The following is an 18,990-nucleotide window of genomic DNA, read 5'->3' as shown; positions in this document are numbered from 1 at the left end:
TCTAGCTCTACTGCAAATCGGAAGAATCAGACTGGAATTCTTTCTCGTACTTTGCGATCGCGTCTTCAACCACTTCAGCACCAACATCGGTAAGGTCTGATTTGGAGTAAATCGTAACCAGAATGATCAAGTCACCTGCTTTGAGATAGTAAATTACTCGGTAGCCGCCGCTCTTTCCTTTCTGAACATCACGATTCTTTAAACGAACTTTGAAAACCGTGTATTTGACTCCAGAAATACGATCGCCAGGAAGCTCGCCTGCCTGAAGTTGATCAATCAGCGGTTGAAGATCAGATCGAACGTGACGATACGATTTAGCAAGAGCGCGTAAGTCTCGTTTGAAACGGGGAGCAAGTTCAATCCGAACAAAAGGCAAATCAGTCGGCATCAATTCCATCCCACATCTGCGACAGCGGAATCGTCTGCCCCGTTAGCGCTTCATATAACCCCTGATGAATTCCCTCAATCACCGTCTCCGTTGGAGTTTCATCTGGATCAGGAGCTTGAAACCGCTCTTGAAGGGACTGAAGAATGAGCGTTTCAACCGACAAATTAAGTTGTTGAGCTTGTTCAGCGAGGTGAACTTGCAAATCTTGAGGAAGATCGATCGTAATCCGCATGATGAGCGATTCCTTGGAAACAGTGCGCGACTAAATCTTTTCGCTCCCTCATTATAAATCTCACAAAAAGAGGGCATCCTTCGACACCCTCTAATTTTTAGTCTTCATGATCTTCAAACGGGTCATCCAAATCAACCGAAGGCGGCCCAAAAGCAGTGTAAATCGCGTATCCGGTCAGTCCAACGATCGCTACACAGAGCGAGATATTCAGCGCGAATGCTGGTTCCATATTGGTTTTAGAGAGTGATTTTCTAACATTATAAAGGATTGTAACAAGTCCTTTTCATCTACGATCGATTCGGTAAGCTCGTTGGCTGAAGAAATCCCTGAGAACAAGTACAGTTAAAAGGATTTTCGATCGGTCGGATTATGATCAATTCCCTTTCCTCACTCGTCTTTTCTCATCCGCTCATTGCAGAAGCCAGCGCAGAAAACGGGTCTCTCGTTCTCGCAGGCGTTCTGTTAAGCCTAGTCGTTGTCTATTTCGCAAGTAAAATCGGCGGAGAAATTTGTGCCCGCCTTGATTTGCCCTCTGTGTTAGGCGAATTGGTTGCAGGGGTTGTGGTTGGAGTTTCGGCACTGCATTTGTTAGTGTTTCCCAGTGCCGATTTTGATGCCAGTCGATCGCTGATCATGCAAGCCCTGCAAATGACTGCCAACCTCAGCCCCGAAGCACTCAATAGCGTATTTGAATCGCAGAGTGAAGTGATCTCAGTCTTGGCAGAAATCGGAGTCGTGATTCTGCTGTTTGAGATCGGACTAGAATCTGACCTCAAAGAATTAATTCGAGTCGGTTATCAAGCTGCGGTGGTCGCCTGCGTGGGGGTGGCTGTGCCATTTGGATTGGGAACCGCAGGCTTAATGCTCCTCTTTCACGTGCCTGCGATTCCTGCGATTTTTGCAGGAGCTGCTTTGACAGCGACCAGTATCGGCATTACCGCACGAGTCTTGTCCGAAATTCAGCGCATTAGCTCGAAAGAAGGACAAATCATTATCGGTGCGGCAGTGCTCGATGACGTGCTCGGAATTATTGTGCTGGCAGTCGTCGCAGGATTGGCGAAAACTGGCGAAGTGCAGGTTTCGAGCGTCATTTATTTGATTATTAGCGCGGCAATTTTCTTGATTGGCAGCTTATGGTTAGGACGATTAGTTAGCCCGTTTTTTGTCACGCTGGTCAATGAATTGAAAACACGTGGTCAATTGCTCGTCAGTGCTTTGATTGTGGCATTCATTCTGTCGGATATTGCAGTTGTGATTCAGTTAGAAGCGATTTTAGGGGCGTTTGCTGCCGGATTAATTTTGGCGGAAACCGAAAAACGTGAAGAACTCGAAGCTCAGATTAAGCCGATCGCAGATATGCTCGTCCCGGTTTTCTTTGTGGTCGTCGGAGCAAGAACCGATGTCAGCGTCCTCAACCCCTTCGATCCAGCGAATCATGAAGGCTTGATCATGTCCGGATTTCTAATTGTTGTGGCGATTTTAGGAAAAGTCGTGACTGGATTTACGGTGTTTGGTCAGCCTGGATTAAATCGACTCGCGATCGGAGTCGGGATGATTCCACGAGGCGAAGTTGGACTCGTGTTTGCGTCATTTGGGGCAAATACAGGCATTCTCTCCGATGCCTTACAAGCTGCAATTATCGTCATGGTGATCTTAACCACATTCGTCGCACCGCCTTTACTGCGGCTGGTTTTCCAACGAGAAGAGTCGGCTCCAGTTCTCAGTGCGCCAGACGATATATGAGCAAAAAAATATGCTGTGATCCCGGCATCTGTACTAGAATGCTCTAGCCTAACTCCACCCCGTTGAGTTAGAGATGCCGTTGTTTCACCTCTTTTGAATTTATGCAACCGCTATTTCCCAGAAACTCGATCGAACCATTCAGAAACTCGATCGAGTTTTTTTGCGTCGAGCTTCATCGAAGAGAACAAACCGATTTCTCAAATCAATTGAACAGAGTTTCCAGATTCTAGGAACGAGTTTGAGGATATTAGGTCAGTCGATCCAGTATCGTTGATTCTGATTCAAGATATTTGGTGTATAAAGGTTAGATTTCTGAGGTGAATACTGGCATGAATTCAAGGATTCAGCCGAGCAAGGATTCATCGATCGTGGGTGAGCGAGGACTGAAAATAGATTCAGAATCATTGAATTTGTAGGCGAAATCTTTAACATTTTGCCGCCGAATTTTGACGGTCAAATGATAAAAGTTGCTGACGAAATGAGTGCAACACCACGCATCAAAGGAGAGAAAAGTTGGAACGCGGTCTTCACACGATGAGTACAAAAATTAAGGCATCTCGCGCAAGCAAATCTCAGAAAACATCTTGCGTTCAAGCTTTCTTTTTGCTTTGCTCTTTTTATTTTTTACTATTGACTTTCCCGGCTCAGGCTGCCCGATTACAGTCCTGGCGGTTAAGTCCGACTCAAACTCAATTAGAATTTTTCACCGATGACGGCGTGCAGCCCACCGCGCAATTGTTGAGCAATCCGACTCGTCTTGTGATTGATATGCCCGGTGTCACGTTCGGTCGCCCCCAAGTCACAGAATCCTATAACGGCGCAATTCGCGCGATTCGAGTGGGGCAATTTGCTCCTGGTACGACTCGTATGGTGGTCGAATACGCGCCCGGATATACGATCGACCCCAATCAGGTGCAGTTCCAACCGAGAGCCGCCAATCAATGGTCGGTGCAGTTGCCGAATCCCCAAATTTCAGGCGTGATTAATCCTTCACCCGTTACGCCTTCACCCGTTACCCCGCCGCCGATTTCCTCGACTCCTCCTGCGACTAATGCGCGCGCGTTTCTACAAAGTCTGCAAGCGACTGGAGATGGGTTCTTTCTGCGATCGACCGGAGGTGCACCGGAGATTCGTTCCTTGAGATCCGGAGATCGCCGCCAAATGATTTTCGATTTTTACGGCGCAACGATTTCTCCAAATCTTTCCCCGCGTGATTTGCCCGTCAATTTGAATGGCGTTTCTCGCGCTCAAATTACCCAGCTCTCGCCAGATGTGGTTCGTGTGACTTTGACACTCTCTGAACAAAGCCCAAATTGGCAGGCGAGTGTCAGTCCTTCCGGGGGCTTGATAATTCTGCCCCAAACGATCGGAGCGAGTCCTGGACAGCCCGTTTCGCAAACCGCGATCGTCCAATCCGTAGAACTAGATGCCAACCGTCAACTCGTGATCCGAGGCAATCAGGCTCTCAACTACAGCGCCGGATGGGATCGCCCTTCAGGAGCTTATCGTATCCTGATTCGCTCTGCCCGTACGGATCTTAGAACGATTCAACTCCCTGCCAACAGTCCCCTACTTCGTGCCCAAGTTCGGCAAGAAGGCAATGACGTTGCAGTCTTGATCATTCCTGCGTCTGGCAACCAAATTGGCGCGATTGTGCAGTCTAGCCCACAACAATTGACGGTTCCATTTACTCGATCGGGCTTATTCCCCGTCACCCCACCCCCTATCACCCCACAACCCGTCACCCCACCCCCCACAACCAATCCGATCCCCGTCCCCCCTCGTCCCACTCCCACCCCAGTTCCCCGCCCGATCCCAAGCGGTCGTCAAGTCGTTATCCTCGATCCCGGACATGGTGGACCCGATCCTGGAGCAGTCGGAATTGGTGGAATTCAAGAGAAAGAAATCGTTCTCGATGTCAGCCGCCGCGTGCGAGACATCTTAGAACGTAGTAATGTTCAGGTTGTGATGACGCGCAATGCAGATATTGATCTCGATTTGCAGCCCCGTGTCGATATTGCTGAACGCGCTAGAGCCACAATTTTTGTCAGTATTCACGCGAATGCAATCAGCATGAGCCGTCCCGATATCAATGGAGTCGAAACCTACTATTTCCAAAGTGGATTGGAACTCGCCCAGACGATTCATCGCAATATCTTGGCGGGCACTGGCGCGCCCGATCGCCGAGTTCGCAGCGCTCGATTTTATGTACTGCGGCGCACCTCAATGCCCTCAGTCTTACTCGAACTTGGGTTTGTCACAGGGCGAGATGATGCGCGCAGGTTGTCAGATACGACATTCCGGCAACGGATGGCAGAATCGATTGCACGTGGGATTCTTGAGTACTTGGGTAGACGCAGTTAGTTTTGAGGATCAGCGGGGTTCTGCCAACCATTGCTCTAATTCTGCGATCGTACTGAGATTCAACAGTGCGATCGCGAGTTGGTCAAGTTGTGCGATCGGGAGTTGCTGGATTTGAAGTTCGAGGGGTTCGGGCAGAGAGAAGCGCGATCGCAGTTGCATCAAGATCAGTTCAGCTTTCCCGCGCTCAATTCCTTGCTCAATTCCCTGTCTTCTTCCGGTCGCGAGCGTTTGACGTTCCCATTCTAAATATGCTTTTGAGAGTGCCATTAGAAATCGCTTCTCCTCTGCGTCAAGAGTTTCAGTTACTTTTATACTAAGGTTCCAGCGGGCTAATAGATCAAGGGCTGTGGAACGCTTTGGGGTGTTTTCTGGCAGCATGAGTAGCTCTTCGATCGCTTGTTCTTGAGTTGTGCCTTTGCCGAGTAGCCTGAGCCATAAAGTTTCTTCAGTTGAGCGTAATTCAGCAATGTTGATTAAGCCTGTTCGCCAACCTCGATCGAAAAGATAAATCCCGTCTTCTTCCTGAAGTTTGCCGCCAAAGTCGTTTAGAACTCGATCTGAAACAGAAGATGCCAGAATCCATAATTGCGGTTGTTCTGAATCTGGGAGGGTTTGTTCGGCGGCGCGATCGAGTTCGGCATGAAGGAAATAGAGTTTTGAAACACAGCTACGGATATCGGTTGCGGTTGGAGGATTGCGAAATGGCTCAAATAGGGATTTGCTTGTGCTTAATTGGGCGAGTTGACCCAGTTCGTTGGGGTCGAGTTGAACTGAGTCGTCTGGCTCAAAGTAGATGTCGATGCGACGAGCTTCTCCGGGAACGGTGCGATCGATGGTGACTCGTCCGTAAGGTGTGAGGAGCGCTTCAAAGAGTTGTTTGGAAAATTCGTCGAAGGGCTGTCGCGTCATTGGAAACGGAAATGTGATGTGATAAGTACAAGCGCTCTATAGATTATTGCATATGTTAAAGAAAATTCGGCGTTGCTGAATAATGGCATGAATTCTGCCCTCATCCCCTAACCCCTTCTCCCAAATTGGGAGAAAGGGAACTAGAATTCTGGCTCCCTCTCCCAATTTGGGAGAGGGTTGGGGTGAGGGCTGCAACCGATTCAAACGAAGAAAACATACTGTGATTCAGCAACGCCGGAAATTTTATGGGTCACGTCGATCGATACATCTCCAACATCGATCGATACATCTCCAACGTCGATCGAACATTCACGCTTGATACTCAAATCCTCGCAAACGATGATCAATACATCTCCAATGACGATCGAACATTCACCCTTGATGTTCAAATTCTCACGAGCGTTGATCGATGAATCGCGAATGATATTACAGTGATGCACTCACGATGTTCGATCTCTCGTAAACGTCGATCGATGAATCGTCAATAACGATCAACCCCTCGCGATCGACATCTAATGAATCACAGACGACGATCGATGAATCACGATCACACATCCATTGATCGCTTTCCCAAATTGTCCAAAAAATTTTGATCGCGCAGAGCGCGAATAAGAAGAGAAAAGAAACAAGAGCAAAGGGCAAAAAGGCAAGAGGGCAAAGGGCTACAGAGTCCTCGGCGCAGAACACACGACGCGAAAACCGTTGAGGTTGAGGCGAATCCCCGCAGCATTAAAGAGGCGAGCCGCAGAACGGCAATACCTCGGAGAGTTGAACCAGGAGCCGCCCCGCAACACTCTGCGGTTGTTCTCACGATCGCTTTCCACTTCCCAAACACGACCATCTACAGGCGCATTTGTATAGCTGTCATGCCATGGATCAGCGCACCATTCCCATACATTTCCATGCATCTCATACAGACCAAACGCATTCGGAGGAAAACTCCCGACATCGATCGTGGTTTTGCGATACTTCCCTTTCGCTGCATACGCATAAGTGTTATTGCCGTTGTAGTTTACCAAGTCAAACGTAATTGTTTCTCCAAAATGGAACGGGGTCGTCGTTCCAGCCCGACACGCATATTCCCATTCAGCCTCGCTCGGTAATCGGTATCGCTCTCCCGTTTTTCGAGTTAATCGTTCGCAAAACTCGATAGCATCCTCCCAAAAAATTCGCTCAACAGGTCGATTATTGCCTTTGAACTTGGATGGATCTAGTTCGAGAGCCCGATTGATTTTGGGGAATTGAGCGATCGCTTTCCATTGCGCCTGAGTCACCGCATACTTACCCATGAAAAAAGGCTCGATCGTCACTTGATGCCGAGGTTTCTCAATATCTTCTGCTTCTAACTCTCCCTCTGCCGCACCCATCCAAAAGGTTCCACCTGGAATCCAAACCATATCGAGAAAGACACCTTTCGCGAGTTCTTCTCGACGGTAATTCGCTTGGCTTTGACGACGATCGATTTCCTGTCCTCGATCGTTGACCGTAATCACTTCAAAGCTAAAAACCGGAAGCGAAGGCTTTAAAGGCTCTTTGATTGTCGGTTTAGGCTCTACAGAAGCCGGAACCTCTACATCCTTTGCGTCAGGAACAATTCGCCGCTCAATCTCTAAAACACTCTCATCCGTCAGCCCCAATTCCTGCTGAAGTTCTTTTAGCTCTCGTCGATCTCGTTCATCCAACGGAAACTTACATTCGCGCAAAACCTCTTCATACTCTGCCAAATTCGCCCGATGTTCCCGATATGGCTGAAGCACTTCATCCTCAATCTGCCTCGCCACCGCCGCATCCAGCCCAAAACCTTGCGCTCTTCGATCGAGCATTCTCCGCCCCGCCGGACGAATCTCACCCTCTGCACAATACTGTTCGACCAATTTGCGATACTTCTGAGCAACATCAACGAATGCCCGCGCCAAAACAATCTTCTCTCCATCCCGCACCACATACCGCTCCGGGTGCATTGAAGGCATCGCCCGCGTCAGCTTCGTCCTGACAAACTCATGCAACTCATTCGCCGAAATCAACCCATCCTCATCGAGATCCGCCGCTCCCGTCCGCAACCCCTCCACCAAATAACGCGTATAAACCGCCAACTCCTCCCCAGACCGCTCAAACGAATACTCGATCGCCGAAGAAGAAGTCAGCACAATCCGCCCCTCTCCGCCCAACTGCCGAGAAAAGTCGATCGTCCCCTCATCCCGCGCAACATTCGCCCCAAACGCCCCACTATTACAGCAATCCAAAATCACAACCATCCGCCGCGACTCGCAATTCTCCATCTGGTCATGCACAAAACTCGCAGGAACCGCCGTACCCTTATTCAGCCTGCCATCCGCTAACTTTCTCGAACTCCGATTGCTGAAATAAAACTTGCCAAACTCATCCGTGATCCCATGCCCCGAAAAATACAGCAGCAATAGATCTTCCTCACCACACTCGCTAAAGAGCGTAGCAATCTCCTCCTGCATCGTCTGTAAATCTGGATTCTCAAGCGGCACAACGCGATCGAACCCACCAATCTCTGGATCGCTCAATATCGATCGCATCGCCGCCACATCCTTCACCGCCGCAGGCAACGACTTCAACCCCTCAGCGTACTCGCTCACGCCAATCAGCAACGCTATCTTTGCCATCGTCCTACAAAGTTTGAGCCAACCGCTTTAACGTTTCTTCCGCCAGCGCCAACTCCTCACGACTACTCGCTTCGAGTTCCACCTCACGCCCATCCGCAAACTTCGCCTTAATCTTGATCGGCTTATTCCCCAAGCGATCGCCCAAAAACCCAAACAGCGACTTCAACCCCTCCAACGTCACCGTCGCCTTCAGCAACCCCAACAAAAACGACCCAAACGCCTTACTGCCCTCCGGCGGATTGTCATCACTGACGCGATCGATCTTCACTCCGTCAATCTGTCTCATCTGCTGCCAGAGCGTCTGTGTCAATTTCTCCTGCTTCTCAGGACTCTCCGCATCTTGAAAACTCAGCATCAGTTCAAGCTTAGAGGCAGTACTCATAACCCATCCACACTCTACGAAACTTCCTCAGATTCTAACCCTCTGACGCAGAATTATCCGTACTTCCCCGGAATGCAGCCAGCCAACATTTGCAACCCTGCTCAACAATCTGACCACGACAGAAGCGATCGCGCTTTCCTCTCAAGTATTTCTGCAAATAGAATTCATGATTTCTTCTCTGAAGTCGATCTTGAGCCTCTGAGCAAGACCGCCTAGACTTAGAAAAAAGTTAACAGTCAGATAGAAGATTTTGAATTTTAGATTTTGGATTTTGATTGTAGAAACGTCCGAAAAGGACGGTTCAGGAATCGAAGTACACATTTACAATTCAAGCAGGAATTTTTTCTGATTTGGGCGTTTTACATTGGTGTGAGGATTCAGCATGAACATGGAAGTATCGAATTTTGGGGGATTTCTGCGAGATCTCCCGAATGGCTCTGATCCGATCGGGCTTTTCGATAGTGGGGTCGGCGGTTTGACCGTGCTACGCGAAATGTACCGTCAATTACCGAATGAGTCACTTTTGTATTTTGGCGATACAGCGCGCTTGCCCTACGGAACGCGATCGCAGTCTGAGATTATTCAATTCGTGCGCGAAATTCTCGATTGGATGGTGGCCCACCGCGCCAAAATGGTGATCATGGCGTGTAATACGAGTTCGGCTTTAGCGATCGAAACGGTGCGCCAGGAATATCCAGGCTTACCGATTTTGGGAGTGATTTTACCGGGTGCCAGTGCAGCAGTCCGACAAGGCAGACGCATCGGAGTCATTTCAACGCCAGCAACGGCTGCAAGCGATGCCTATCGGCAAGCGATTCTCGAAGTCGATCCCACGGCTGAAGTTTGGCAGGTCGGCTGTCCTGAATTTGTGCCCTTAATCGAGCAAGGACGCATCGACGATCCTTACACCCACAAAGTGGCTCAAAGCTATTTACAACCGTTACTCGACCAAGAAATTGACACGCTAATTTACGGCTGTACGCATTATCCGCATTTAGCGCCCGTATTGAAATCGATCGTGCCTTCGTCAGTGCAATTTGTAGACCCGGCAGTGCATGTGGCGAAAGCAGCGGCTCAGGAATTGGAGATCTTGGGACTGCGAAATCAGCGTTCTCCGATGCCGACGCGGTTTTATGTCAGCGGTGATCCGAAACCGTTCATGCAATTGGCACAGCAATGGCTAGGATGTAACACGATCGTGACTCAGATCTCGCTGTCTGAATCCGTTGCGGTTAGCTAAGCTAGAGAAAAGGTATGACCTCTCAGTTTCCCCAGGACTCGGAGGTCACGTTTCAAAATCCTGAATATGAAATGACTATGATGAATGCTTTATGGTTTCGCATTTTGAGAACGGTTTATCGTAAAGAGCCGATCACAGGATTTATTCTGACTGCGGGTGCAATGAATGTCGCGATCGGTGGAATTGATCAAAGCACTTCATTGGTGATTTTCGGATTGAGCACGGTGACGATCGCGTTAGCCTTGCGATGGTGGCATTTGTCGCATCGCCCTGCACCGATGAAAGTTTCGACTGAATCTTCTCGACGAGCGCCAATGCGAGCCTTACCAGAGCGATCGTCTCGCCCATCGTTGCCTACTTTATCAATTCCCAAAGATTAACTCGCTTCGTAGGCAGCATCAAGAATAACCGACTAGTCCCATCTTTAACGCTTTAATGATTGCCTGCGTTCGACTTGTCACACCTAGTTTGTTGAAAATCGCCGTCAAATGCGCCTTCACTGTCGCGACTGAAATATATAAATGGGCTGCAATCTCCTCATTAGAAGCGCCTTGCACCAACCAGTGCAACACCTCTTGCTCGCGCTCCGTCAAGTGTAACTTTACCTTCGCTTCTGAAGCTTGCCCGTTGTAAAACCGGAACGTCTGAAAAAATCGCGTTGCCAATTCTGGAGACAAATAAATCTGATCACTCAAAACCGTCTCGATCGCTTGAAACAACTGCGTCGCCAAATCATCCTTCACGACATAGCCATTCGCCCCCGCCCGCATTGCTCGAAACACCCATTCATCCTCTTGATGACCAGACAAAACGAGAATGCGCGATCGCAGATCTAGCTTCGATAACTCCATCAAGGTCGCAATTCCATCTCCGGTTGCTAGCTCCATATCCAGCAGAATGAGCATCGGGTGCTGCTCCATTGCCAGTTGCACCGCTTGCTGTGAAGAAGCTGCTTCACCCACTACTGTAAATCGTTGATCATTCGTCGTGTTATAGAACTGAAGCAAGGTTTGTAGACCCTGACGGAACCGAGCATCATCATCGACAAGCAGAACAGAGGTTTGCTGAATAGTGGCAGGAGTGGACATAGTGAACTCGTAAAAATGGAACCGTTAGATCGCAGGCACGATCGATAATTTGGGGCTATATCGAGGCAGCGCCACCGAAAACTTCGCGCCGCCTTCTGGTAAATTGCCTGCCCATAGGCGACCATTATGCGCGTGAATGATCTTTTGAGCGATCGAAAGTCCTAATCCTGTTCCACCCGGACGACGAGAATAAAACGGAGTACAGAGATTTTCGACATCACTCTCAGACAAACCCACACCGTGATCGGAGATTTCGATCACGATTTCCTGGTCGGTCACTTCCCAGTGGCAATCAATCTGACTAGAGATAGGGCTGAAATGAATCGCATTGGAAATCAAGTTATCCAACACCTGCTTAAATTGCCAGGCATCGACATCGATCAGCATCAGCGATCGCGAATAGTTCACAGTAATGTCCTTCTCAGTCAGCCAAGGCTGCAACTGTTTGAGACTTTCCGTGATCAGTTCACTCAAATTGTGTTCCGCAATTCGCAGCGGTTTCTGTTTGACGGTCAATTGCTTCAGATGACGGCTGATATCCTGAATCGATGCCTGAATTGATTCGAGATGCGATCTGGAGTGCTGTTCAGAAACAGTCGTCAGTAGCATCTCAGTATAAATTTGAACTAGCGCGATCGGACTTTTCACCTGATGCTCAATGTGGTTGTTTTTTTGCTCTAACTGTTGGTACGACTGGCGTTGTGTATAAAGTTCGCGCACCATTGAGAGATGATGGCTCAACAGATTTGCGCAGTTTTCTATCAATCTTTTCTGCTTTGCTGTAAGAAGTTTGGGGGTTCCAAGCAACAGGTATTCCGGTTTGGTGGGACTAATCGGGCAAGCATAGAATCGAGGTTTTGATTTTGTAAAAACTTTAATCAATCGCCCGATCGAATTTTTGATCCACCAAGTTTCGGATGCCAAAAATGCTTGAGCCTCCGTATCTAACACTGACCAAAATTCGCGACCATAAAGCAAACACTGACGTTTTGAATGCTCTGGAGAATGAAAAACTAAACGAATGCCGAGATCTGGAAATTGAGACAAAATCTGCTCAATTTGCAACCGACAAAACGCTTGAATTGGATTCTCAGCAACTGTGGAAGGCTCGACCGTATGGGATACGATCGCAGAGGGAAACCGCTTAAATGAATGGACAGCTTGCATAACACCACAAGAATCCGAAGTTAGGGAAACACGACAAAATATCTTAAAAAGTGCGTGCTTTTTGCTTGTAATCCAATACGATCGGTTACAAGTTAAGCACATTGATAAAGAACCATACTTTTGTATAACCCAGAGTCCGAAAAGTCCTCAAAATTCCCACGGATTCTAATAAATATCTCAGTAATTTCCCGGAGGGAGGCAATTTATTTAACACCTATTTTGTAAAGACCTAATTTCGCATCGGTACTCTATACGGTGCTAATTGCCATCTTTTGCCCGCTACATCTCGGTTTTCATCGTTTGTATTGACTCAGTTCGACTTACGGCTAACGATCTCTTCTGTGATCGTCATAAACTGTCCCCTTTAATCGCTACATAAGATAATGATTCCTGCCATTTCTAAAGCGCTAGCAAATGTGCTGGCGATCGAGACTTCTCTGAATGAAGTTGAACGGGTTGATTTTAATCCACCGTCTCAGTCGTTGATGGGCAAGGCGGCTCTCAATATCTACTGCTACAACTATTGCTGCGCTGAGAAAAAGCCGACGCTTCCAGAAGTCGCTTTAGCTTTCGTCATCAGCGCTTGGGATACGCCTGCTTGGGGTGACCAGCCATTATTATCAGAAGCTTTATCTTCTCTCAAAAAACATCGACAGCTTGAGCCGAAATTTTTATCCCCAGAACTAGAAGACTATCAAGCCTTATCGATCGAGGTGGATGCGATTCCAGCGATCGAGCCTGTGGTGTTGTGGGAGTCATTGGGATTACCGATGCGTCCGGCGTTGTATGTGACGGTGAAGGTTCCGACGTAGATCATCCCCCACCTCCCCACTCCCCACTTTCCGCAGGTGGGGAAACCCGCACTTAGCAAAATAGAGACGCAGGGCACAATCATCACGCACAATAAATGCGTTGCCTATAAACAGAATTTCTCCTTAAGCCTATGACCACCATCCTAGAGCAGGGGAATATCTCAATTCATACTGAGAATATTTTCCCGATTATCAAAAAATGGCTGTATTCAGACCATGAGATCTTCTTGCGTGAACTGGTTTCAAACGCGGTCGATGCGCTGCAAAAACTGAGCATGGTGTCTCGCTCTGGTGAGTTTTCAGGCGAACTAGGCGAGTCGGAAATTGTCATTACGATCGACAAAGCAAACAAAACCCTCGCCATCTCGGATACCGGCATTGGGATGACGGCAGACGAGATTAAAAAATATATCAACCAAGTCGCATTCTCTAGCGCAGAAGAGTTTGTGCAAAAGTATCAGGCAAGCAGCGATCAGCAAATCATTGGTCACTTTGGATTGGGATTCTATTCGTCCTTCATGGTGGCGAAGCAGGTTGAAATTGATACCCTGTCTTACAAAGAAGGGTCACAAGCGGTCAATTGGATCTGTGATGGTTCGACTGAGTTCAAATTGTCGGCATCTGAGCGATCGACTCGTGGGACAACGGTAAAACTTCACCTCCAAGAAGAAGAACTAGAATACTTAGAGCCTTACAGAATTCGCCAACTGATCAAGACGTACTGCGATTTCTTGCCCTTCCCGATTAAGCTAGAAACCCTAGCATCTGAAGGACAGGAAGCCACTGCACCCGAGCAAATTAACCGCCAAAAAGCACCTTGGAAAGAGTCACCTAGCAATCTCACCAAGGAAGATTATCTAGAGTTTTATCGCTACCTCTATCCGTTCCAAGATGAGCCGCTGTTGTGGGTGCATTTGAATACGGATTATCCCTTTGTCGTCAATGGCATTCTTTACTTCCCTAAACTCAAGCCCGATGTTGATGTCAGCAAGGGGCAGATCAAACTCTTCTGCAATCAAGTTTTCGTCAGCGACAACTGCGAAGAAGTTGTCCCACGATTCTTACTCCCACTGCAAGGGGTGATCGATAGCGTTGATATTCCATTGAACGTTTCGCGGAGCTTCTTACAAAGCGATCGCACCGTCCGCCGGATTGCAGATTACATCGCGAAGAAAGTCGGCGATCGCTTAAAAGAACTCTACCGAGACGATCGAGAAGCTTATATCCGAAGCTGGCAAGACCTCGGAACCTTCGTAAAATTCGGCTCGCTGAACGATGACAAGTTCAAAAAGCAAGTCGAAGACATTTTGATCTATCGCACGACTGCGGATTTGAGCAAGCCGAAAGTTGAAGTCGAAACTTCAGAAGGCGATGTCTGGCAAGAGGCAAGTAATACGATCGACGGCAAGACTTACACCACCTTGCAAGAATACCTGGAACGCAACAAAGAGCGTCATGAGAATCGAGTCTTCTACTGCACCGATGAAGTGACTCAAGCAACGTATGTGCAGTTGCATACGAGCCAAGGTTTAGAAGTGTTGTTCATGGATTCATTCATCGACAGCCACTTTGTCAGCTTCTTAGAACGAGAGTACTCCCATATCAAGTTCTCACGAGTCGATGCCGAACTCGATGACACACTGATCGACAAAGACAAAGCAGAAGACATCGTTGACCCCAATACCAATCAAACACGGGGAGAACAGATCAAAGACCTGTTCCTCAAGGCATTAGGCAAGCCAAAATTGACGATTCGCACCGAGGCACTCAAAGGCGATAATGCTGCACCTCCGGCGATCGTCTTACTGCCTGAACAACTGCGTAGAATGCAGGAAATGAATGCACTCTTGCAGCAACAAGCGATGCAGTTTCCAGAAGAGCATATTCTGCTCGTCAATACAGCGCATCCAATGATTCAAAACTTAATGAATTTGAGTCAAGGCGCAATTGTTACCGGATCTGCTGCTTCTCCGTCGGCTGAGCTTGCCGATATGATTTGTCATCATGTGTATGACTTAGCCCTGATGGCGCAGAAAGGCTTTGATGCCGATGGGATGAAAGCCTTTGTTGAGCGATCGAACCAGGTGCTCACGAAATTGACCGAACGCGCCTTAAATTAGCCTTAAATTGCCCGCGCTACCACTCACGGCAGCGCGGGCAGCTTGCAAAGAATTGTGAATTGTAAACAAATATTTCAATAAATCAGTCTTTTGATGAAACTTCAGGCGTGGTTCGCTACGCTCTTAGATAGATAAGGAGGATTAACAAAATGACCACTGTGCCAGACAGCATTAGCTTGGTTGATTTATCAAGATTGTGGATTCAGAAAGCACTCGAAGAGATTGCTGCACAAAACGAAACCGATCAACCGGAATGCGTTGAGCAAGAAACAGAAGAGGAATAAAGTTTTGACTACGAAAGCAATGGTCTAGATCATATGATCTAGACCATTATTTTGTGATTTTTTACAGTATTACTGCTTGTTAAAGATTTTTACTAAGAAATGGTCGATCGAGAGATTTCCACCTCCCCCTGCTGCTAGAGCCAGATAGCAAAGCGAATAAACCGAAGCCGTTTCTAACGGGGGAATCTGAAACCCGCTATCCTTCAGGTGAAAGTAAACTGCGATCAGCATGGTGAAGAGTAGAGACAATGCGCTGAATCGAGTCAGCAACCCAGCGATTAAGAAAATAGAAGCGACGATTTCGGTATAAGCCGCTAAGTAAGTAAAAAAGGTTGGAAACGGTAATCCAATCACATTAATCACATGTTCAATAAAGCCTGGCACATCGGCTAATTTACTAAACCCGTTGTGAATCATTAATGACCCAACCACAACGCGAACTACAAGCCAAGCTGCTTGGAAGATTGGATTTGGGCTGAGGTCAGATTGCAGAATCGTTGAAATGAGCGATCGCTGAGAAGGGGCAACAGTCATTTTTTTCTCCAAAATGCGCTTTGAATCTTATGGAAACTGTAATTGAAATTGTTACATAACTCAATTTAACTACTCATTTTCTACGGAAAGCCTGACCTAAGATGAGAAATGCAGCCTTTGGATAGACGGTCGCAGCTAAGGGTGCTTGCTACCGTAGATGCAATTACTCATTTAAAGCAAGGTATATAGCTATGTCGCACTTTAGTACACTCCGCAGCAAGATTACGGATGCAGAATTGCTCAAGTCTTCTTTGCGCGATTTGGGTTTCACAGTTGAAACAAATGCAGAAGTCCGAGGCATGGGATGTCAGCGTGTTCATGCAGACATCGTTGCAGTCTTGGATGGCAGCTACGATATCGGTTGGATTCATAATGAAGATGGAACGTTTAGCATTGTGGCAGATCTCTGGGGTGTCGCCAGAAAGCATAACCTTGCAGAATTGATGACTTCAGTGAATCAGAAGTACGCAGTGCAGCAAACGTTGAATCAGGTGAAGCGTCCTGGATTACAAAATGCCAATGTGCAAGTGATGGTACGGTAAGGCGTGCTAGCCAAATCGTCTAGACCTCCGAGTTTCCCGTAAGCTTGGAGGTCTAGTGATGCAGAAAACCACGATCGTTTGAAAAGTATCTTAAGATAGGGTTCAAATGGTTGCATCTGGAATCAAATCATGGCGAAGTTAGGTTCTGAAATATTTACAACTCCCTTCAAAACGCTACTTCCGCCTTACCGATTTATTCCGACGGACGAAACGATTCTGCATCGACCGCACCAGCCCTCTCCGCTCAATGAGAAAGCCATTCGGGTGTTGAATTGGAATATTGCGAAAAATAATCACGATCGCAGTTGGCAAAAAGATTTTGATTGGATCGTCGATCGCTATCAGCCGGATCTGATCTTTCTTCAAGAAGTTCAGCTTTGCACCGAACTCAAGCATTTTGAACTCGCTGAACTCGGCTGGAGCTTTGCACCGAATTTTATTGATACGTATCGAAACATCTATGCAGGCGTTTTGACAGCTTCTCGGGCTTCTTGTGTGACTCGTAAGGCAGTGATCACAGAACATGCTGAACCCGTTTCTAATACGCCTAAAGTGTCCTTAGTGACTGAACATCCTTTTGCACAAGGAACCCTACTGACGATCAATTCGCACTTAATTAATTTTGTTGAGCTAGATAAATTCAAAACGCAATTAGTTGAATTAGAAACTGCGATCGCAGCTCACGATGGAGCGATCATCTTTTCAGGCGATTTTAATACGTGGAATCGATCGCGCTGGCAATTATTAGATAAGATGACGCGCAGGCTAGGGCTATCACGAGCGAAATTTTCAGAAGCAGATACACAAAACATCAAACGATTTTTAATGTCTCCTCCGTTAGATCACATTTTCTACCGAGGGCTGCATCAGAATTATTTACAGGCGCGGGTGCTCGATCAGATTCAGTCGTCTGATCATAAGCCGATGCTGGTCGAGTTCCATTTGTAAACCAAAATCTATGCTGGGCGTTGGCAGTTCGGTTCAGATTTTTAGCATTCTCACGATCGTCGTACACCTATTGGGAATTGTGAATGCGGCTCATGCGGTGATGAATGTACGATCGTCACGCGGAGCAGTCGCTTGGAGTATTTCACTGCTGACGATTCCGTGGCTTGCGATTCCGTTGTATTGGATCTTGGGACGGAATCGGTTTTATGGTTATGCAGAAGCGTTGCAAGCGGCATACATTGAGCATAATGCTCAGGCAAAAGAAGCCTATCAAGAAATTCTAGAATGCAAAGCAGAATTACCTCCAGAGTTTTCTCCTTTGCAAGAGCTAGCAGACTCATTAACCACCATTCCATTTACAACGGGGAATTTTGCTGAATTGCTGGTGAATGGGAAAGAAACATTTACAGCAATGCTAACGGCAATACAAAATGCAACAGACTATATCCTGATTCAAACTTATACCTTAGACGATGATCAGATTGGGAATGAATTCTGTAAAGCGTTGATTCATAAATCAATGCAAGGTGTGCGAGTTTACTTGCTTTATGACGGAATTGGCACGCGAGGATTAGCACGATCGTATCTGCGATCGCTGCGGCAAGCAGGCGTTCGAGTTAATACATTTAAGAGTACGAAAGGACGCGGAAATCGCTGGCAAATCAACTTTAGAAATCATCGCAAAATTTTGATTGTGGATGGTGCGATCGGGTTTGTGGGTGGACTGAATATTGCAGATGAATATTTAGGATATAAACCGCCGCTGAGTCCTTGGCGAGATACGCATGTGAGAGTGCAAGGAACCTCTGTGAAATGCTTACAAGGCAGCTTCTTAGGCGATTGGTTTTGGGCAACTCGCAAGCTTCCGCAAGTTCAGTGGAATGTTGATCCAAAACCAGAATTTGATCAAGTGGCATTGGTTTTGCCCACGGGACCTGCTGATCAGGTTCCGGCTTGTACGTTGTTTTTTGTCAATGCCATTAATCAAGCAAAGCAACGGCTCTGGATTGCAAGTCCTTACTTTGTGCCAGATGATTCGATCGCGACGGCTCTCAAACTTGCAGCCATTCGGGGAGTCGATGTGCGAATCTTACTACCTAATCGTCCTGATCATTACATGGTCTACTTTTGTGCATTTTCTTACTACATGGAAATGCAGACGGCTGGCGTGAGAATTTACCGCTATCAGCCTGGATTTATGCATCAAAAAGTAATTTTGATTGATGATGCGATCGCGGGAGTCGGAACTGTGAATTTAGATAATCGATCGTTTCAATTGAATTTTGAAGTGACTTTATTTGTAATTCATCAGGCATTTGTGGAAGCAGTTGAAGCAATGTTGCAGGATGATTTACAGCTTTGTTATTTAGTAACCCCTTCGGATTATCAGCAACAATCCCTGTGGCTGAAGTTGGTTGCACGGATTGCACGACTGTTTGCGCCAATTTTATAGATTGATTCGGCGTTGGTGCATGAATAGCAAAAGCGACTATTTCGGGGGTGAAGGAAGCCGAGATTACGATTCAACTCGATAGCTATCAGGTTTGGCAATCTCGATCATGCGGATGCGATCCTGACAAACTTTCGGTTTTTTCAAAAAATTT

20 protein-coding genes are annotated in these 18,990 nt (G+C 47.3%); 11 read left to right on the top strand and 9 right to left on the bottom strand.

The features are described from left to right. Window positions 1–7: 7 nt before the first annotated feature. From OU814_RS18650 to psbN, 3 genes are all read right to left on the bottom strand, one after another. Entirely contained in the window at window positions 8–388 is a 381-nt protein-coding gene (locus OU814_RS18650; protein ID WP_268184671.1) for a type II toxin-antitoxin system RelE family toxin, read from the bottom strand. Then, the gene (locus OU814_RS18645; protein ID WP_017288251.1) at window positions 378–620 is read right to left on the bottom strand and encodes a type II toxin-antitoxin system RelN family antitoxin; all 243 of its coding nucleotides are present in this window, start codon (window positions 618–620) and stop codon (window positions 378–380) included. Before OU814_RS18645 ends, OU814_RS18650 begins: the two co-directional genes overlap by 11 nt. Window positions 621–717: 97 nt before the next feature. Further along, on the bottom strand, window positions 718–849 hold the full coding sequence (gene psbN / locus OU814_RS18640) for a photosystem II reaction center protein PsbN (RefSeq protein ID WP_017288250.1): 132 nt from the start codon (window positions 847–849) through the stop codon (window positions 718–720). Window positions 850–989: 140 nt separating this feature from the next. On the opposite strand from psbN, the gene OU814_RS18635 reads away from it, so the two are divergent. Both OU814_RS18635 and OU814_RS18630 read left to right on the top strand, forming a co-directional pair. Continuing rightward, on the top strand, window positions 990–2,363 hold the full coding sequence (locus OU814_RS18635; RefSeq protein ID WP_268184670.1) for a cation:proton antiporter: 1,374 nt from the start codon (window positions 990–992) through the stop codon (window positions 2,361–2,363). 630 nt (window positions 2,364–2,993) lie between these two features. Next, window positions 2,994–4,727 (top strand): N-acetylmuramoyl-L-alanine amidase, encoded by a 1,734-nt coding sequence (locus OU814_RS18630; RefSeq protein ID WP_197693266.1) that lies wholly within the window; start codon window positions 2,994–2,996, stop codon window positions 4,725–4,727. A 9-nt stretch (window positions 4,728–4,736) separates the two neighbouring features. Here the strand turns inward: OU814_RS18630 and OU814_RS18625 are convergent, their stop codons facing one another. Continuing rightward, window positions 4,737–5,636: a DUF4351 domain-containing protein gene (locus tag OU814_RS18625; RefSeq protein ID WP_017288247.1), complete on the bottom strand. Its 900-nt coding sequence runs from the start codon at window positions 5,634–5,636 to the stop codon at window positions 4,737–4,739. Between the two features lie 245 nt (window positions 5,637–5,881). On the opposite strand from OU814_RS18625, the gene OU814_RS18620 reads away from it, so the two are divergent. Then, window positions 5,882–6,049 (top strand): hypothetical protein, encoded by a 168-nt coding sequence (locus tag OU814_RS18620; RefSeq protein WP_190806266.1) that lies wholly within the window; start codon window positions 5,882–5,884, stop codon window positions 6,047–6,049. 249 nt (window positions 6,050–6,298) lie between these two features. Here the strand turns inward: OU814_RS18620 and OU814_RS18615 are convergent, their stop codons facing one another. Together OU814_RS18615 and OU814_RS18610 are read right to left on the bottom strand one after the other, a co-directional pair. Further along, entirely contained in the window at window positions 6,299–8,269 is a 1,971-nt protein-coding gene (locus OU814_RS18615; protein WP_017288244.1) for a caspase, EACC1-associated type, read from the bottom strand. Between the two features lie 4 nt (window positions 8,270–8,273). Continuing rightward, window positions 8,274–8,651: a hypothetical protein gene (locus OU814_RS18610; protein ID WP_017288243.1), complete on the bottom strand. Its 378-nt coding sequence runs from the start codon at window positions 8,649–8,651 to the stop codon at window positions 8,274–8,276. A 382-nt stretch (window positions 8,652–9,033) separates the two neighbouring features. Here OU814_RS18610 and murI point away from each other — a divergent pair, with 382 nt between their 5' ends. Both murI and OU814_RS18600 read left to right on the top strand, forming a co-directional pair. Continuing rightward, on the top strand, window positions 9,034–9,891 hold the full coding sequence (murI, locus tag OU814_RS18605) for a glutamate racemase (protein WP_326498318.1): 858 nt from the start codon (window positions 9,034–9,036) through the stop codon (window positions 9,889–9,891). Between the two features lie 14 nt (window positions 9,892–9,905). Then, on the top strand, window positions 9,906–10,271 hold the full coding sequence (locus OU814_RS18600) for a hypothetical protein (RefSeq protein ID WP_017288240.1): 366 nt from the start codon (window positions 9,906–9,908) through the stop codon (window positions 10,269–10,271). A gap of 18 nt (window positions 10,272–10,289) precedes the next feature. Here the strand turns inward: OU814_RS18600 and OU814_RS18595 are convergent, their stop codons facing one another. Both OU814_RS18595 and OU814_RS18590 read right to left on the bottom strand, forming a co-directional pair. Beyond that, window positions 10,290–10,979 carry a LuxR C-terminal-related transcriptional regulator gene (locus tag OU814_RS18595; protein WP_268184669.1) on the bottom strand — a complete coding sequence of 230 codons (690 nt, stop codon included), beginning with the start codon at window positions 10,977–10,979 and terminating at the stop codon, window positions 10,290–10,292. 24 nt (window positions 10,980–11,003) lie between these two features. Beyond that, window positions 11,004–12,146 (bottom strand): sensor histidine kinase, encoded by a 1,143-nt coding sequence (locus OU814_RS18590; RefSeq protein ID WP_017288238.1) that lies wholly within the window; start codon window positions 12,144–12,146, stop codon window positions 11,004–11,006. A gap of 383 nt (window positions 12,147–12,529) precedes the next feature. On the opposite strand from OU814_RS18590, the gene OU814_RS18585 reads away from it, so the two are divergent. From OU814_RS18585 to OU814_RS18575, 3 genes are all read left to right on the top strand, one after another. After that, window positions 12,530–12,958 (top strand): Pvc16 family protein, encoded by a 429-nt coding sequence (locus OU814_RS18585; RefSeq protein WP_268184668.1) that lies wholly within the window; start codon window positions 12,530–12,532, stop codon window positions 12,956–12,958. 131 nt (window positions 12,959–13,089) lie between these two features. Then, on the top strand, window positions 13,090–15,078 hold the full coding sequence (gene htpG / locus OU814_RS18580) for a molecular chaperone HtpG (RefSeq protein WP_190652878.1): 1,989 nt from the start codon (window positions 13,090–13,092) through the stop codon (window positions 15,076–15,078). A 149-nt stretch (window positions 15,079–15,227) separates the two neighbouring features. Then, on the top strand, window positions 15,228–15,362 hold the full coding sequence (locus OU814_RS18575) for a hypothetical protein (RefSeq protein ID WP_017288235.1): 135 nt from the start codon (window positions 15,228–15,230) through the stop codon (window positions 15,360–15,362). 69 nt (window positions 15,363–15,431) lie between these two features. Here the strand turns inward: OU814_RS18575 and OU814_RS18570 are convergent, their stop codons facing one another. Further along, window positions 15,432–15,896, bottom strand: a complete 465-nt coding sequence (locus OU814_RS18570) for a DoxX family protein (protein ID WP_017288234.1) — start codon at window positions 15,894–15,896, stop codon at window positions 15,432–15,434. Between the two features lie 191 nt (window positions 15,897–16,087). Between OU814_RS18570 and OU814_RS18565 the strand changes: the two genes are divergently transcribed. From OU814_RS18565 to cls, 3 genes are all read left to right on the top strand, one after another. Continuing rightward, window positions 16,088–16,438 carry a DUF1257 domain-containing protein gene (locus OU814_RS18565; protein ID WP_017288233.1) on the top strand — a complete coding sequence of 117 codons (351 nt, stop codon included), beginning with the start codon at window positions 16,088–16,090 and terminating at the stop codon, window positions 16,436–16,438. A gap of 129 nt (window positions 16,439–16,567) precedes the next feature. After that, window positions 16,568–17,386 carry an endonuclease/exonuclease/phosphatase family protein gene (locus OU814_RS18560; protein WP_190652877.1) on the top strand — a complete coding sequence of 273 codons (819 nt, stop codon included), beginning with the start codon at window positions 16,568–16,570 and terminating at the stop codon, window positions 17,384–17,386. Window positions 17,387–17,396: 10 nt separating this feature from the next. Further along, window positions 17,397–18,839: a cardiolipin synthase gene (cls, locus tag OU814_RS18555; protein ID WP_268184667.1), complete on the top strand. Its 1,443-nt coding sequence runs from the start codon at window positions 17,397–17,399 to the stop codon at window positions 18,837–18,839. The last annotated feature ends 151 nt before the right edge of the window (window positions 18,840–18,990 follow it).

It is taken from the genome of Leptolyngbya sp. GGD, from assembly GCF_026735145.1.
GTDB lineage: Bacteria > Cyanobacteriota > Cyanobacteriia > Leptolyngbyales > Leptolyngbyaceae > Leptolyngbya > Leptolyngbya boryana.
The sequence above is the reverse complement of the archived record's forward strand: the minus strand, read 5'-3'. Positions and strand labels throughout refer to the sequence as shown.

Coding starts and splice junctions, on each gene's coding strand:
- OU814_RS18560 (WP_190652877.1), top strand. CDS start 16,568: ATGGCGAAGTTAGGTTCTGAAATATTTACAACTCCCTTCAAAACGCTA.
- OU814_RS18635 (WP_268184670.1), top strand. CDS start 990: ATGATCAATTCCCTTTCCTCACTCGTCTTTTCTCATCCGCTCATTGCA.
- OU814_RS18570 (WP_017288234.1), bottom strand. CDS start 15,896: ATGACTGTTGCCCCTTCTCAGCGATCGCTCATTTCAACGATTCTGCAA.
- OU814_RS18615 (WP_017288244.1), bottom strand. CDS start 8,269: ATGGCAAAGATAGCGTTGCTGATTGGCGTGAGCGAGTACGCTGAGGGG.
- OU814_RS18575 (WP_017288235.1), top strand. CDS start 15,228: ATGACCACTGTGCCAGACAGCATTAGCTTGGTTGATTTATCAAGATTG.
- htpG (WP_190652878.1), top strand. CDS start 13,090: ATGACCACCATCCTAGAGCAGGGGAATATCTCAATTCATACTGAGAAT.
- OU814_RS18600 (WP_017288240.1), top strand. CDS start 9,906: ATGACCTCTCAGTTTCCCCAGGACTCGGAGGTCACGTTTCAAAATCCT.
- cls (WP_268184667.1), top strand. CDS start 17,397: ATGCTGGGCGTTGGCAGTTCGGTTCAGATTTTTAGCATTCTCACGATC.
- psbN (WP_017288250.1), bottom strand. CDS start 849: ATGGAACCAGCATTCGCGCTGAATATCTCGCTCTGTGTAGCGATCGTT.
- OU814_RS18650 (WP_268184671.1), bottom strand. CDS start 388: ATGCCGACTGATTTGCCTTTTGTTCGGATTGAACTTGCTCCCCGTTTC.
- murI (WP_326498318.1), top strand. CDS start 9,034: ATGAACATGGAAGTATCGAATTTTGGGGGATTTCTGCGAGATCTCCCG.
- OU814_RS18645 (WP_017288251.1), bottom strand. CDS start 620: ATGCGGATTACGATCGATCTTCCTCAAGATTTGCAAGTTCACCTCGCT.
- OU814_RS18595 (WP_268184669.1), bottom strand. CDS start 10,979: ATGTCCACTCCTGCCACTATTCAGCAAACCTCTGTTCTGCTTGTCGAT.
- OU814_RS18620 (WP_190806266.1), top strand. CDS start 5,882: ATGGGTCACGTCGATCGATACATCTCCAACATCGATCGATACATCTCC.
- OU814_RS18565 (WP_017288233.1), top strand. CDS start 16,088: ATGTCGCACTTTAGTACACTCCGCAGCAAGATTACGGATGCAGAATTG.
- OU814_RS18610 (WP_017288243.1), bottom strand. CDS start 8,651: ATGAGTACTGCCTCTAAGCTTGAACTGATGCTGAGTTTTCAAGATGCG.
- OU814_RS18590 (WP_017288238.1), bottom strand. CDS start 12,146: ATGCAAGCTGTCCATTCATTTAAGCGGTTTCCCTCTGCGATCGTATCC.
- OU814_RS18585 (WP_268184668.1), top strand. CDS start 12,530: ATGATTCCTGCCATTTCTAAAGCGCTAGCAAATGTGCTGGCGATCGAG.
- OU814_RS18625 (WP_017288247.1), bottom strand. CDS start 5,636: ATGACGCGACAGCCCTTCGACGAATTTTCCAAACAACTCTTTGAAGCG.